This is a genomic window from Candidatus Margulisiibacteriota bacterium (assembly GCA_003242895.1).
Lineage (GTDB): Bacteria > Margulisbacteria > Riflemargulisbacteria > GWF2-39-127 > GWF2-39-127 > GWF2-39-127.
In genome coordinates this window covers 84,536-99,088 of the sequence record QKMY01000019.1, presented here as the reverse complement: position 1 = coordinate 99,088, position 14,553 = coordinate 84,536, and the positions used below count along the sequence as shown (strand labels likewise).

Annotated in this window: 12 protein-coding genes; 1 reads left to right on the top strand and 11 read right to left on the bottom strand. The window is 35.5% G+C overall.

Going from position 1 to position 14,553, the window contains the following annotated elements; translation table 11 throughout:
- Positions 1 to 10: 10 nt before the first annotated feature.
- The 11 genes from DKM50_01915 to DKM50_01865 form a co-directional block, all read right to left on the bottom strand.
- On the bottom strand, positions 11 to 820 hold the full coding sequence (locus tag DKM50_01915; protein PZM83660.1) for a hypothetical protein: 810 nt from the start codon (positions 818 to 820) through the stop codon (positions 11 to 13).
- Entirely contained in the window at positions 817 to 2,127 is a 1,311-nt protein-coding gene (locus DKM50_01910; protein PZM83659.1) for a hypothetical protein, read from the bottom strand. The genes DKM50_01915 and DKM50_01910 overlap by 4 nt, the downstream gene beginning before the upstream one ends.
- A gap of 35 nt (positions 2,128 to 2,162) precedes the next feature.
- Entirely contained in the window at positions 2,163 to 2,882 is a 720-nt protein-coding gene (locus DKM50_01905; GenBank protein ID PZM83658.1) for a hypothetical protein, read from the bottom strand.
- Complete coding sequence (locus DKM50_01900; protein PZM83657.1) at positions 2,872 to 4,116, bottom strand: hypothetical protein; 1,245 nt, start codon at positions 4,114 to 4,116, stop codon at positions 2,872 to 2,874. The genes DKM50_01905 and DKM50_01900 overlap by 11 nt, the downstream gene beginning before the upstream one ends.
- A gap of 41 nt (positions 4,117 to 4,157) precedes the next feature.
- Positions 4,158 to 4,916 (bottom strand): SAM-dependent methyltransferase, encoded by a 759-nt coding sequence (locus DKM50_01895; protein ID PZM83656.1) that lies wholly within the window; start codon positions 4,914 to 4,916, stop codon positions 4,158 to 4,160.
- Positions 4,913 to 6,031, bottom strand: a complete 1,119-nt coding sequence (locus DKM50_01890; protein ID PZM83655.1) for an aminotransferase DegT — start codon at positions 6,029 to 6,031, stop codon at positions 4,913 to 4,915. The genes DKM50_01895 and DKM50_01890 overlap by 4 nt, the downstream gene beginning before the upstream one ends.
- Positions 6,031 to 6,462, bottom strand: coding sequence for a hypothetical protein (locus DKM50_01885; protein PZM83654.1), 432 nt, complete (start codon positions 6,460 to 6,462; stop codon positions 6,031 to 6,033). Before DKM50_01885 ends, DKM50_01890 begins: the two co-directional genes overlap by 1 nt.
- 81 nt (positions 6,463 to 6,543) lie before the next feature.
- Positions 6,544 to 7,569, bottom strand: a complete 1,026-nt coding sequence (locus tag DKM50_01880) for a hypothetical protein (protein ID PZM83653.1) — start codon at positions 7,567 to 7,569, stop codon at positions 6,544 to 6,546.
- Complete coding sequence (locus DKM50_01875) at positions 7,535 to 10,294, bottom strand: hypothetical protein (GenBank protein ID PZM83652.1); 2,760 nt, start codon at positions 10,292 to 10,294, stop codon at positions 7,535 to 7,537. The genes DKM50_01880 and DKM50_01875 overlap by 35 nt, the downstream gene beginning before the upstream one ends.
- A 41-nt stretch (positions 10,295 to 10,335) precedes the next feature.
- Entirely contained in the window at positions 10,336 to 11,622 is a 1,287-nt protein-coding gene (locus tag DKM50_01870) for an ABC transporter ATP-binding protein (GenBank protein PZM83651.1), read from the bottom strand.
- 19 nt (positions 11,623 to 11,641) lie between these two features.
- Positions 11,642 to 12,481, bottom strand: coding sequence for an ABC transporter permease (locus tag DKM50_01865; GenBank protein PZM83650.1), 840 nt, complete (start codon positions 12,479 to 12,481; stop codon positions 11,642 to 11,644).
- A 313-nt stretch (positions 12,482 to 12,794) separates the two neighbouring features.
- Here DKM50_01865 and DKM50_01860 point away from each other — a divergent pair, with 313 nt between their 5' ends.
- The gene (locus tag DKM50_01860; GenBank protein ID PZM83649.1) at positions 12,795 to 13,856 is read left to right on the top strand and encodes a hypothetical protein; all 1,062 of its coding nucleotides are present in this window, start codon (positions 12,795 to 12,797) and stop codon (positions 13,854 to 13,856) included.
- The last annotated feature ends 697 nt before the right edge of the window (positions 13,857 to 14,553 follow it).

Here is a 14,553-nt window from a genome sequence, read left to right as displayed (position 1 = left end):
ACTCTTTCTTTCAATTATAATATCTATAATCAGGATGCTTACCTTTCAATATCCTTACTGCCATTCTTAAATAGTGATTTTTCTTAAAAGGTTCTTTAATAAACATACACAATAATCTCATGTTATTTAAAGAGAGTACTCTTGCCCCATATTGTCTTTTTATCTTGAGCAACTCCCTGACAAACCGGATCTCATGACTCCCTGTTTTTGACTGCGGATACCGCCGGAACATAGCAATATCTTTATCTATCGTATAGAATCGGAATTGCTTCGATGCCCGCAAGAAGAACTCATGGTCCATTGTATAATGAAATTTATCGTTCAAGCTACCTACTTGATCAAATACGTTTTTTCTGAACACTGTAGATGGCTGCAGAACACACTGTCCATTATTCAATAATCCTTCATAGGTAACCGCCTCTGCAGTTTGTTTCCACAAAAACTGTTTATTTTCATCAACAACAAGAAGGTTACCTGTAACTACATGCCTATCACAATTATCAACAAAAAACCGGTTTATTATTTCGAACACGCCTTCGCATAACAAATCATCCGAATTTAACCAACAAACAATATCTCCTGATGCAATTTTCAGTGCCTTATTTAAGGCATGCGTTTGCCCTTTATCTTTCTCCGACTTCCATATTAAATGAGAATATTTTTTCAAAACTTTCACAGTGTCATCAGACGATCCCCCATCCATTACTATATGCTCAAAGTTAGGGTAGTTCTGATTTAGTACTGACTCGATGTTGTCGACAATATATATCCCTTGATTATATGAAGGTGTTAATACGGAGATTTTTAGTTGTTTTTTCATTTTTGATAATTCCAAACTGAATTTACTGGTTTTTTATTATGATTATTATTATCAATATATTGTCCTTGCTTAAGTTTGATAATTTCTAAAGCAAAAAGGAAGAATACAGTACTATTATAATTTTTAAATATTGCAGTTTGAGCATACATTATTATACCTGGTACAATCATTGCAATTGATATGATATTCAAAGGAATGGTATCTTCTTTTCTTATAAATAAATATTCTTTTATATTTTTTATTAATATAATTATAATCGGCAACATTCTTATAATAATCCCGAATACTCCTTCGGTATAAATAACACCTGCAAAACTGGAATCCCCTCCGAGAGTCAGATCATAATCTCCACTCTCACTAAAACGAACATAACCATTGCCAAACAGCAACGTCCCATTGATAAGGTTCGACTGTATTGCATCATCTATGAGCTTAAGCCTGAAATTATAGTTAGCAACATCTTTTAAACTGCTGCTAACAAATATTTCATTCAATCTCTCAGAAAAGAAATCCGAATAATCCTTAAAGTAATAACTAAATATAAACTGAGAAGTTACTAACATCAAAAACAGATAAATCATAGTCATTGTTTTTGTTTTTTTACCTGTAAATACATACAAAAAACTTATAATAGAAAGGTAAATAACATAACTGAACAGGACCGACCTGGTAGATATCAAAAACATAGACACAATACTTATCATTAGTGGAGCAAACCATTTTATTTTTTTGTTAAACAAAAGATTGATTACCGAAATATTAAAAACAAGAGAATTAAAAATAGGATAAGCCAGAAAATATCTAGCCTTATCCATAGTCTCATAAATACTTACTGAAAAAACCGAAAGCCCGGTAAAGTAGTACACTATAAAAAACAAACCCTGCACAGACATAGCTAAAATAATCCAGTTAAAAAACCTGTTCAATCTAACAGAATCCATCGTGGTCATATATAGCATTAAAGCCAGGCATGATATGGGTGTAAAATAATCTGCCCTAAATATCGTGAACGCTTCTTTAAACGAAACGTTATTCAACAATAACGTTGAAAGAAAAACAAAAGCAAGAAAGCAAACAACCCATAACAAGGAATTGCCGGCAGTAATATTTTTAATATATTTGATATTTCTAAAATAAAAAAATAAAAACAACAAAGATAAAAGCCAGCTTAACAAACGAAGATCAAATAAACCTGGTATATAAAAAAACTTTTCATTAACTAATCCAAAAAAGCTGGATGGCACCCCGGCTACAACCAGAAAAAATAGAAAGTCATTTATTGTTGTTTTTTGAATTGTATCATTCATTTTTCACTTTTTTTCTTCCTGTTTATAGTACTTTTTTATGTATTCTTTAAAGTTATGTATTTATTTTGATATATGTTGTACATAATCTTCCTTATCATATTTTTTATTGCAAATTTAACAACATTTTCTTTAACATAAGAGCCGGTACTACCACTAATATATTCATAATTTGGTTTACTTCGAAAAATTTTAAAATCAAGATTTGAATCTATCAGCTTTCTGTAAAGAACTTTTTCTGCGAATTCCCCTTTTTCATCATCACAATCCAAATAGAATCCAGACAGCTTTTCTTTATAACAATAACTATCGGAACAGAACAACTGAGTTAGTGCTACCTTGTTTTTTGAATTCTGGTCTATTAAGATGCAATTAGATTTTTCTGTTATATATTCCATGAATATTTTCTTGAAATTTTTAATAATATATCTTCCAGTGATTTTAATAAAACGCTTCGGCAGATTTTCATCTGTTCTTATCCATTCATCTATCATTTGAAATTCTTGATATCCTTTACCTTTTCTAAAATGTGCTGATAAAGGAAACTTTATTAAATTAACATTTTCAATTTCAGCAAAATCCGGATCACTCAATAAAGGATAAGAAGAATTTTCCAAAAAATACACTGGAGCAAAATGCTTATAAAAGCTAATCGCTCGCAAATATTCTGCCTTCCTTCTTTGTGCATCACCATACACAGTGTATATTGCATTAGGAATAATGGTTGCGGTCAAAACTATTCCTATTTCATTTGGCATTGCTATACCTTTTATTATCTAAATTTCTATTTAATATATTAAAATACTTACGCATATAATTCTCATATGACAATAGTTTTATTCTTTCATAGCCTAATTTTATTTTTTCTTTTCTCAATTCTTTATTAGCCAGCATAATCATTATTTTATCAGCAATATCCTCGGGCGAATCCGGATCAAAAAGCAAGGCTGCATCTCCAGTCTGTTCAGTTACGCCAGGTATATTTGAAATTACCGCAGGGGTACCATAATAAAAGGATTCAACAGTAGGGATATTGGTGGGACCAAAATAAGTTGGCATAACAAGCATTTGAGCATTTTTGTATAGGACCGGCATATACTTATCAGCAACATAACCATAATATTTAACATCATTTTTTAATTCCAGTCCTTTGATTAATTCAAATATTTTCTCATCACCATTTTTTCTTGAGCCCGTTAGAACAAGCTTCAAATCAGGCATTTTCATGATTATTAATTTCATAGCAAATAGCAAATTCTTATGATTTTTATGCTCCCACAGTTGCGCAGGATAAAATATATACTTTTCAGGTAATTGTTTTTTGAAGGCTATGACTTCTTCATCGCCTTTATCATCTTCATCATTCTCAATATTTTTTGACATGGTTTGCAGTAATACATCTACTTTTTTGCCATTAGCATTGTAATACTTGATAATGTCTTCTTTAAGCTGTTTTGTTTCCACCACAATTTGAGAAGCGTATTTAATACCATATTTAAAAACTAAATTGCGGTACCTAAGATTCCCATTAGCAGACACTTCGGGAAATCTGGGGTAGAAAACATGCATAATATCTGTAAACATAAACATTGCATTACTCCTGCAAAATACAGTTTCTATCATAGCACCAGGAAAAATCATTAAATCGATATTTTCTTTTTTCAGTGCAAAATTAAGCGGATATATATAACGAATAACAGATACAAATACCGGCATATAAATAAACACTTTTGTTAGCCATCTCATTGCACTTGCATCTATATTGCTAATTTCATAAAAGCAAAAACTTGAATATTTTGCTTTATATATTTCTATGGGAAAAGATTTTCGATAGAAAAACACATAGATCTTTACATTATGATTATCATGAAAATAATCATTAAGCACATTCAACATATTCAGCGTCCATTGATATGTACCTCCTCCATGTGGATCCAAACTTAATAGTATTCCTATTCTTTTTATTAATGTAACATTTCCTGCGCCCGTCATGATTTAGTTTCCCCGATCCTTCTTTTAATTTTTTTTACACATTATTGAACAATTTTTTTTACAACCCAACAGACTCCCCAGGTATCTAAGCCAGTGGGTTTCCCACTCATCCATTCTTCATATGCTATGAGTTCGAATCCCTTATTTTTCAACACTTCCTCTATCTCAGGCTTAAACCAGTATCTCATTTTATGCATTTCTCTCACTTCGCTATGGTTACCGCTTAATTTATCAGTTATATATAACTGATAATTAACATCCACAACGTTTTCATCAGGGTGCATAACAGGCTCTGCTATTCTTAGGACAGTGAGCTCATCATTCTCAAGCCGTTTCACTCTTACAACCGGCATATCAGTTAACACAGCAGGACCATACCAGCAGTCAAATATAAATACCCCGCCTTTCTCCAAATGCCGGGATACCGTGTTTACTACAGATGTAATATCTTCATTTTTTATCTGGTAACTCATTACATGAAACAGAGATATGATAACATCGAATTTTTTCCCGCATTTTATATTTCTTATATCTCCGGCAGAAAAACTCAGTCTATCAGAACTTTCATACTGTTTTGCAATTTTTATCATCTCTTCACTCAAGTCGACACCATGTATGCAATACCCTCTTTCCGCAAGTAAAATATCGTGACGTCCTGTGCCACACCCCAGGTCCAATATGGTTTTAGCTCGCGGATTATACTTTCTGATAAGCATATCTATATAGTCAATTTCACCTTTATAATCCTTGTCTTTATAAAGCAGATCATAATAACTCGAATAATCAGCAAAAACACTCATTTAATCACCTCTTTCAGAACTGCCGCCACCTGCTCTATCTGTTCATCGGTCAAAGCAAGTCCGCTCGGAATATAAAAGCCTCTTCTGGCAATTTTTTCTGACACAGGATATTTCTCATTTTTAAACAAGCCCATTTTCTGGAACACAGGCTGTTCATGCATCGGAAAAAAAAACGGACGAGTACCAATCTGTTTATCTGCCATCTGTCTCATTACTTCCTGAGCGTCAAAAGATATTTCGTCATTTAATACCATTCCATAAACCCAATATATGTTTTCCGCAAAATCTGTCTTGATTACAGGTAATTGAATTCCTTTTACATCCATGAATAATTCATTATACTTTTTGCCTATCCTTCTCTTTTTTTCTACAAACTCGTGTAGTCTTTCCAATTGGGCCAGACCAAGAGCAGCCTGAATATTAGTCATTCGAAAATTCCACCCCAACTCTTCGTGCACAAATCTCTTACCAGCCTGAAAACATAGATTCCTTAAAGAACGGCATCTATCTGCCAAAAAGTCATCATCTGTAACCAGCATACCGCCTTCACCGGTCGTAATATGCTTGTTAGGATAAAAGCTGAAGGTACTGATATCACCGAAACTGCCGCACGCTCTACCCATATATGTCTGTCCATGCATCTCAGCCGCATCTTCAATTATTTTAAGGTCATATTTCCTGGCTAGTTCCAGGACAGGCTCCATATCAACTGGCAAACCGTATATATGCACCACCATAATTGCCCTGGTTTTTGCGGTAATTTTCTGCTCTATCTGATTAACATCAATATTCCAGGTTAGTGGATCACAATCAACAAGCACGGGCAGCGCACCTGATCTGACTATCGCGGCAGCACATGAAATTATAGTAAAAGCAGGGAGGATCACTTCATCCCCTTCACCAATTCCCAATGCAACAACTGCCGCATCAAGAGCTACCGAACCGTTGCTGACTGCTATTCCGTATTTGCGCCCGACATAAACAGAAAATGCATTTTCGAATTGCTTGATGAACGGGCCTTCACTTGATATCCATCCAGTATCAATACATTCACCAAGATACTTCTTCTCATTGCCGTTTAACAACGGTTCATTTACCGGCACAAAACTATTCATCACAAGTGTCTCTCCAATCCATACGCTTTAATACTCTCAAATCTGGTTTTATCCTGCTCACCTACATATGGTCCCTGCTTAACCTCAAACATCTCAAGGTCTTCTATGACCTCAAAGCCATGACCGCCTGATGCCAGCAGGATAATATCCCCGGTTTCCAAAGTTCTGCTTTCCAGATAATTCCTGGCGTCATTGTAAAAATCAACGCGGAGCTTCCCTTTTCTTATAAAAAGAACTTCTTTTGTGTAATGGACCTCTCTTGGAACCTGATTGTGAATATGGGGTTCGATAACTTTGCCTGCCGGATGGCTCATGTATGCCAGCTGCTGGGAAAATTCATCAGGAGTAAAAAAATGTATGCCTTTTTTGGAAAAATCACGTGAAATAATAATAGCGAGAATTGCTTCTTTATCAACAATTGTTTGAATCATAACCTACCCCCCGATAGTTATTTATTTAGTTCGCATTGATTACATCCGAATAACCCTTTTCTTCTATTACTTTTATCCTTTCTAACCTAAATAATTTTCAAGAAGAACCCATTCTAATAATTTCGGATCGTTTTTTACTTCATTCTGGTGATACCGATACCCTGCCTTATACGCTTTATTAATTTCATTATGTATTTCATAAAAAATATCTTTTTTAAACTTGTTAAGTTTTACATTTATCAGGTTAATTATAAACAACAACTTACCTTTTACAGTTTTTGCTATTGTTATTATACTTTCATTATTAATATTTCTTTTTTTAATAGGTGTTTTTATATGATTTTTTCTAATTTGTACATAGGAGCTGGAAATCCCTTCATTAAAAGCTCTAATACAAAAATATTCCAAGGTCATCCTTTTTTCCGGTACAAAATGGTAAACAGAAGCCTTTGGATTATATAATGTCATATATCCTTTTTCCAAAATACAACTCGATATATAGCTTTCTCCGTCACCACGGTACTTAATCAGCTTTTGCGGCATGCCATCGGGATGAAAACCGCCGGCTTCTATTAAAACCTGTTTTTTTATGGCAAAATTACAACCAAAAACGAAAAATGGATTTATTTCTTTAATTTCTTCGCCTAAATCAATCAAGCTCAGGTAACCCAGAATCTTACCAACCTTAGTATTCTTATTCCACATTTTTAATAACCATTCTGGCGGCTCCGTTTCAAAAGCAGGCAGATTTTTGCCGCCAACTAGGCCTATATTTTTATCCAAAGCAAAAGACTCCTTAATACCCTCCAGCCAAACAGGAAAAGCTTCTATGTCATCATCAGCATAAACAAGGATATCAGCCATTGCTTCTTTTAAGCCGCGATTTCTGCCTACATGAAGCCCTGGCACATTATCATAAAAACAACGGAGATTTTTAATTTCTCCCTGATAACTTCTTACGACGTCTCTGGTATTATCTGTTGAGCCATTATCCACAACAATCACCTCGAACTCATCTGGTGATAGTGTCTGTTTAGCAAGAGATCCTAGAGCAATGCTTAACTCTTTGCCCCTATTTCTCGTCGGTATAATTACTGACAAATACATTTTTGCTCCTGGCTTTATAAGAATTATTCCCTTTGTGATGTACTATAACTCCCTTGTTATTTTTTAGAATTTTCTCGACTTCTTTAACACCGATTAAAGATTTTTCTTTTAATACAGGTACAATATTCTTTAGCTTTTGCTTAATTATTTGCCGGTCTTTTATAAATTCCTGAATTTTACCCCATACATCATCAAAGGAAGCAGTTTCCATATCTTCATTTATATAACATTGGGGCAAACCACAAAGGTCAGATAATCCTTGTAGTTTTGTCCTCTGATAAACTCCACTCGCAATACCGCAATACGGAACAAGCATGGAAGCCGCGAACACACAAAAATGATACCGGGCGCCAATGGCTGCATCAAACATGCCTATTAAACTTTTTAAGGTAGTATCATTATATTCCCCCTCGATTGTCTTTACGGCATGTTTATTATGCATTTTTTGCACGACATCCGTATGTAACTCCCTATCATCTACTCCGTCGCAATAATCTGTAGGTATAAATACAATCTGAGCATCATATTTATCTATAATTGAATCTGCAATAATAGCCATTAATTCAATTTCATTTTTTACTTCAGTTTTTTCCCCTGCTTGCTTAAAAATCTTCAAAGAACCTTTCAGATTCATTGCTACCTTGAGCCGTTTATCATTCTTCACCCAGTTAGCACCTAATTCCCTTATCAGTATCTGCTTTGTTTCATAAACATCGATCAAGGGAATAGTCATTGCGTCATCAGCAGCGTCAACCATAACAGGCCCGGATACACCGATTTTCAGTAATCTCTCATGGGATGTTTTTTTATCCCTGAAGGTAATCATATGAACTTTATTTAAACAGTATCTTGAAAAAAGCCTATCTACCAATTTCGTATATGGACCGGCTGTCTGACCGGAAAGGATTATCGGCTTATTTAAAATATCAGCTGCTATATAAGTTAATCCTTTCTTATAAAGCTCCTGTGGAATAACACTATTTAAATTCCCGCCTCCAACATTAAACAAAAGATCACATGAAGCCATTTCATCAAGTACATTTCTGGCATTAGGCCAAAGCCTGATAGATATTCCATGCTTATATAAAAACGCCCCCCAAAGAAAATATAAAGACATAATAATTTTTACAATACTTATTACTCCGTTTAAAGGAAAAGGGGTTAATTCATTAATATCCTTTATAGATCTTTCTTTATGAAATTCCCGCGTATACTCAGGGTCCGGAGACAACATAACAATATCTAACCTGTCTCCAAACATACTTCTCAAATTGATTATATCTGCATGAGGCATAGCTTCATCCCCGATATCCCGACATCCATAGCCGCCTATCATAACTATTTTATATTTACTATTTTTTTCTAACTTCTTTTTTGAAATAAACAATAACGGACTTATTAAGTATTTATATAAATAAAAAGGAGTCTTTAATACTTTTTTCATTATCCCAGATATCTTATATCCAAGCTGTTCAACCATCCAAAATATCCTTGCTCTTCTTTTAAGCAATTTAAAATTATATTTCCTGCGGCTTAGAAAATATTTAATAAATTTAGGGATTATTACTATTAACTTGTTAATTCTGCAATTACAGGCATATTCTAGTGTGCCATAATCCGGCAAGGCCCCCCCCAACAACTTCCATAGTTTTGCCCTCGAAGCAATATTACATTTATTTGTTAAATCCTGGCTGTGAATAAGAACATCAATGCCTGTTTCCTGCAAAATAACCAACTTATCCCGTTCCATATTTCTCAAGATATCCAGGCAGTCACTATCTCTCACAATAATAGTTGAAGTTCCACCTCTATACTTCATCAAAGCAGACCAATTATCCCCTACCGATATATCTGCCAGGGCAGCGACCTTATCCGCACAAAGAAAACATCTTGTAGGAATAAAAAAATTAAAAAACATATATCCCCAATAATCATAATCCAAATGAGGTACATTAATGCTTTTTCCATCTTTCAAATTAATTGTCATTAAACCAGGATGTCCATTCCCTCTGTAAGAAATGGAAGATACGGCATCTGAATTTATACCTTTATTCTCCAATAGAAAACGGGTGGCATTATAACTTGGGGTCCGACTGCAAAATAAACCTATGGTAAATACAATCTTCCCGACAAGTTCTTTTTTCAGCTTCTGCATTTTCCTGATAGCATGTATATGGCAGGGAAGACCTACTACCGCGTACCGTCCCGGACTATTCTGAAGTGTCTTCATAATGAGCCCTAAAGGAACAGGGCAATAAATCGATTTCTGGGCTGATATTATTTCTTCCTTCGACCTCGCAATAAATGTTTCGGCAACTAATGGTTCATTTTTACTCATTCTTGAGACTACTACACCATCAACCAGTTTCTTTTCAAGTATATGCAAAAGAAAAGCTGTTACCATTCCACCTGAAGCGCCATTAAACCTTATCTCATTATCGTTAGTGCATCCAAAATAAATATTATAATATTTTCCTACATAAGGATGACTTAACAAACCAAGCCTTTTATCCGGCATATCCCGGTTAAAATCAACTTTCTCACCTGGGCATACTTTTACACATATACCACAATGATTACAGTTGCTTTCATCCACAAATGCATGCATGATTCCTTTATCTTCGTCTTTCCTGACAGAAATACACCCGGCAGGACAAACACTTGCGCACATGCCACATCCCGTACATAATTCATTTTTATAAACATTTGATACATTAACTGACATAGAATAAGAACCTTTTTAAATCCGGAATACGCGTTAAAACTCTATATTAATTGCCCACCATCCAGCCATTGATGATCAATAAAAACGCCTTGCAAATGAGCCGCAGGCAATTTGCCTGTCTGATAATAATCTCCACTTTCAACATTAAGATCCTCAACATCAACTATCCTGTCACTCATTATCCCATTCGCCTCGGTGTATATATTGTATTTATATATACCTGCATTTAAAGGCCACTTCTGTATCTTGCAGTATATCTTTCCTTTCTCTATCAGCCGAAAATCCACACCCACAGCTGAACTTCTGCAAGCAAATAAAAAAGTTTGCATTTGTGTCCAAAAAGAAATAGAAATATCAAAAGATTTTACCTTTTTAGAATTTTGACAAAAATATTCAACTTCTATCAAAACAGGCATTCCGGAAACCAGCACATCAACCCTGTCTCCAGTTAAATCGTTATAAAATTTTATATTGGTAATTTTGACGGCTTGATTTCCTTCCCTATCACACCGGCTAGATAGATCCAAAACAGATTTCTTGTTAAATTCCTGTAAATACTTCTGGATCGCATCTTTAGATGCACCATCGAATGCAACTCTGCCGTTCAACAATAACAACCCTTTGTTACATAGTGACTGAAGCGCTACCATATTATGACTGACAAACAGCACAGTTCGTCCTTCTTTTGCCGACACATCCTCCATTTTTCCTAAGCACTTTTTCTGAAATTGTGAATCTCCTACGGCAAGTACCTCATCAACCACAAGTATCTCCGGCTCAAGATGTGCCGCTACGGCAAAAGCAAGCCGCACATACATACCGCTGGAATACCTCTTTACAGGTGTGTCTAGGAACTTTTCAATTTCCGCGAAAGCTACAATTTCATCAAACTTCTTTTTAATTTCTGTTCTTTTCATCCCAAGTATAGCGCCGTTAAGAAAAATATTTTCTCTGCCGGTTAGCTCCGGGTGAAAACCAGTCCCAACTTCCAACAAACTAGCCACACTTCCTTTAATAGAAATATGTCCTTTTGTAGGTTCGGTTATGCGGCTCAGTATTTTGAGCAGTGTCGATTTGCCTGCACCATTCCTGCCAATTATGCCAACCCTGTCACCCTGTCTAATATTAAAAGACACATCATTAAGTGCCCAGAATTCTTCATGGAGCGGTTTTAATTCTTTAAAAGCCAAAAACGGATGCAGAATTCTGCCGGTTATTTTTTTAGTTTTTTCTGAGATGACATCCCTAAGAGCAACGTATCGTTTCCCCGGCTGATGTGAAAGAATATAGCTTTTACTTAAGTTCTCAACCTTAACAACGGCATCCATAAAGAAAATCCTTTAGCTATCAAATAATATCAACAAAACTTCTTTCCATATTACGGAAATAATATATACCACCTACAAACAGAGATACAGAAATAAGACCTGACAATAGAAAACCAGGCAAGTAAATATTACTATTTCCACCAACAATCGCCCACCTGAACCCATCAATTACGCCCACCATCGGGTTAAGCGAATATAATAATCTCCATTTTTCAGGCACTATATTACTACTAAATCCAACCGGCGATATATACAACCCGAACTGGACGATGAAAGGAATGATATATCTGAAATCCCGATATTTCACATTCAATGCTGCCACATAGAATCCGGCACCTAAAGAAGTAATCAATGCCAGAATCAGAAATATCGGAAGAGTAAGTATCCGGTAGTCCGGCACAAAACGAAACCAGACCATAAGGGCTATCAGTATTACAGAAGATATGAGAAAATCAACCAGGCTTACTATTACTGCGCTTGAAGGCACTATGATTCGGGGAAAATAGATTTTTGTAAGCAGATTTGCATTTGAAATCAGCGAATTACCGGCTTCGCTAAAAGAATTGGAAAAAAACTGCCATGGTAGCATAGCAGCGTAGACCAGAACAGGATAAGGCACACCTTCCGAAGGCAATTTAGCCAGCTTACCAAAAACGAGAGTAAATACCACCATAGTCAGAACAGGTCGGATAACACTCCAGGCCACTCCTATGAATGTCTGCTTATATCTAACAAGAATATCCCTCCACGAAAGAAAAACAAACAATTCCCTATAGGACCAGACATCTTTCCAATAACGATTCTTTTTTCGCCCCGTCCCTATTTCAATTACCAAAGAATTTTCTGAACAACTACCCATTAGTCTTCCACATTCCCTCAAACCAAATACCGCATCTCATTATCATAGCTTGATATTATTATAGACAACTATTAAGGCATAATCAGACATTCCCATACTCAACTGCATATATACAACTGCGCTACATACCTGTCAATACGAATAAACATTCATTACAATGAAATAATTTCTCAAAAACAAACAAACAAATAAATTCCATAATCTGGAATATTTAGAACAGCATACTTTTGCTAACTATATTCCATACATATTTGCAAAACAAAATATTATTAGATATAATATATAAGAAATCGTGTAAAATAAAAGGATTAAGATGCTAAAAGAACTTTCCCTGGTTGTCTTTATCGTCGTTATTCTTCTCAGCGTAATGACATTTATCTATACCCGAGTGCTAAAACCATCAATTGCAACACAACTGAGAATCTGGCTTATTCCCGGGATTTATCTAACCAATTTATTCTCGTATATGTTCGGTCGTATTGGTGGCGTACCTATGGGGGTAATCCAGACTGCGAGCTATCTAATTCTTTTAATAGTCGTTGTCGGCCTCAATTTTAAGGTAGTTGGCAGAAGGATTGTCAAACCGATCAACCTATCCATCACACAGCTATCCAACTGCACAGCAAACATAGATAAAGTGTCAGATCAAATAAACACCTCCAGCGAACAACTAGCTAGAGGCACATTGGAGCAGGCCTCCAGTATAGAAGAAACCTCAGCCTCCCTACAGGAGATGTCCTCGATGGCAAGCAAGAATGCGTCCCATGTCAGCCAGGTAAACAAGCTCATGATCGCCAGCAAAGAAAGTGTTAATCAGGGACAAGCAGCTATCGAACGTGTAAATGACTCCATGAAAAACATAAAAGAATCTTCCTATGAAACAGCAAAAATCATTAAAACAATCGACGAGATCGCCTTTCAAACTAATCTATTAGCCCTTAACGCAGCTGTCGAAGCTGCCCGCGCCGGTGATGCAGGGAAAGGGTTTGCCGTTGTTGCCGAAGAAGTCCGAAGCCTTGCGCAACGGTGTACCAGTGCTGCCAGGAATACTTCAGAACTAATTCAGAAGTCGGTTATGAACGCGGAAAGCGGGGTCACAGTCGCAGTAGATACTCTCATCACAATGGGGGCCATCGCCGAAAATGCCAACAAGATTGCAGATTTAGTCCATTCTATTGACAAAGCCATCGAACATCAAGCCAGAGGTATTGAGAATATCAATATCTCTATCACTCAACTCAATAAACTAACAACGCATAATGCCCAGACTGCCGAGAAATCGGCCAGCGGCTACAGAGCTCTCTCGCAACAAACACAGAGCCTTACAGCTGTAGTACAGATACTGGACAATCTGGCCTTTGGGAAGACAACCTAGCCACCTTGTGATACATGATCATTCTAAAGCAATAATTAAAATGCACCCGGGAAGATAATCTCAGCAAATATATTTGAATTAAAATAGGGATAACTTATTTTATTAATTATTATTAGAAAGAAAGCTAAATTTTTTTTCGTCAATAATGAATTCAAATTTTGTCCAAACAACAATCGGTTCCCGACTCAAAGTCCGCTCAAGGATATGAGCTACTAATTCTTTACCTTTTTTCACCCTCAAATCCCTCCTTATATTGCTAAATAGCGATAATTTTATCTATTATTATCCCTATTATTCTTTCCAATCAATTCCATCCTTCAAAAAAACAACAAACACAATTAATTCATGTATATTTTCGCAATTCACCAAATTACTTCCCGCATTAAATTGAAGGGGGGTAATCTAACGACGGGAAGTAATTTGGGAATTGCGATCTATGACATAGATGAATAACATATTATAACATTAATTATTTTTTTTTAAATATTTTTAATACTTCATACCTACAGCAATTCCGGCAACAAACCAGTAACCACATAATGTCGATGCACACTCCTTTACACAAAAGGACAAATTACTGGATATTACTCTGTAGATATAGAATATTATATTTAAAAAAAACACAGATCCCGGCATATTTATTGCCGGGAAAGCTATAGAAACCACAAATATATATATGGAATCAAAGTCTGAGTAC

What these genes read in the sequence shown, in the direction of transcription:
- DKM50_01875 (PZM83652.1), bottom strand. Translation starts at nt 10,294, where the DNA reads ATGTCAGTTAATGTATCAAATGTTTATAAAAATGAATTATGTACGGGA.
- DKM50_01885 (PZM83654.1), bottom strand. Translation starts at nt 6,462, where the DNA reads ATGATTCAAACAATTGTTGATAAAGAAGCAATTCTCGCTATTATTATT.
- DKM50_01860 (PZM83649.1), top strand. Translation starts at nt 12,795, where the DNA reads ATGCTAAAAGAACTTTCCCTGGTTGTCTTTATCGTCGTTATTCTTCTC.
- DKM50_01880 (PZM83653.1), bottom strand. Translation starts at nt 7,569, where the DNA reads ATGTATTTGTCAGTAATTATACCGACGAGAAATAGGGGCAAAGAGTTA.
- DKM50_01900 (PZM83657.1), bottom strand. Translation starts at nt 4,116, where the DNA reads ATGACGGGCGCAGGAAATGTTACATTAATAAAAAGAATAGGAATACTA.
- DKM50_01910 (PZM83659.1), bottom strand. Translation starts at nt 2,127, where the DNA reads ATGAATGATACAATTCAAAAAACAACAATAAATGACTTTCTATTTTTT.
- DKM50_01890 (PZM83655.1), bottom strand. Translation starts at nt 6,031, where the DNA reads ATGAATAGTTTTGTGCCGGTAAATGAACCGTTGTTAAACGGCAATGAG.
- DKM50_01915 (PZM83660.1), bottom strand. Translation starts at nt 820, where the DNA reads ATGAAAAAACAACTAAAAATCTCCGTATTAACACCTTCATATAATCAA.
- DKM50_01865 (PZM83650.1), bottom strand. Translation starts at nt 12,481, where the DNA reads ATGGGTAGTTGTTCAGAAAATTCTTTGGTAATTGAAATAGGGACGGGG.
- DKM50_01870 (PZM83651.1), bottom strand. Translation starts at nt 11,622, where the DNA reads ATGGATGCCGTTGTTAAGGTTGAGAACTTAAGTAAAAGCTATATTCTT.
- DKM50_01895 (PZM83656.1), bottom strand. Translation starts at nt 4,916, where the DNA reads ATGAGTGTTTTTGCTGATTATTCGAGTTATTATGATCTGCTTTATAAA.
- DKM50_01905 (PZM83658.1), bottom strand. Translation starts at nt 2,882, where the DNA reads ATGCCAAATGAAATAGGAATAGTTTTGACCGCAACCATTATTCCTAAT.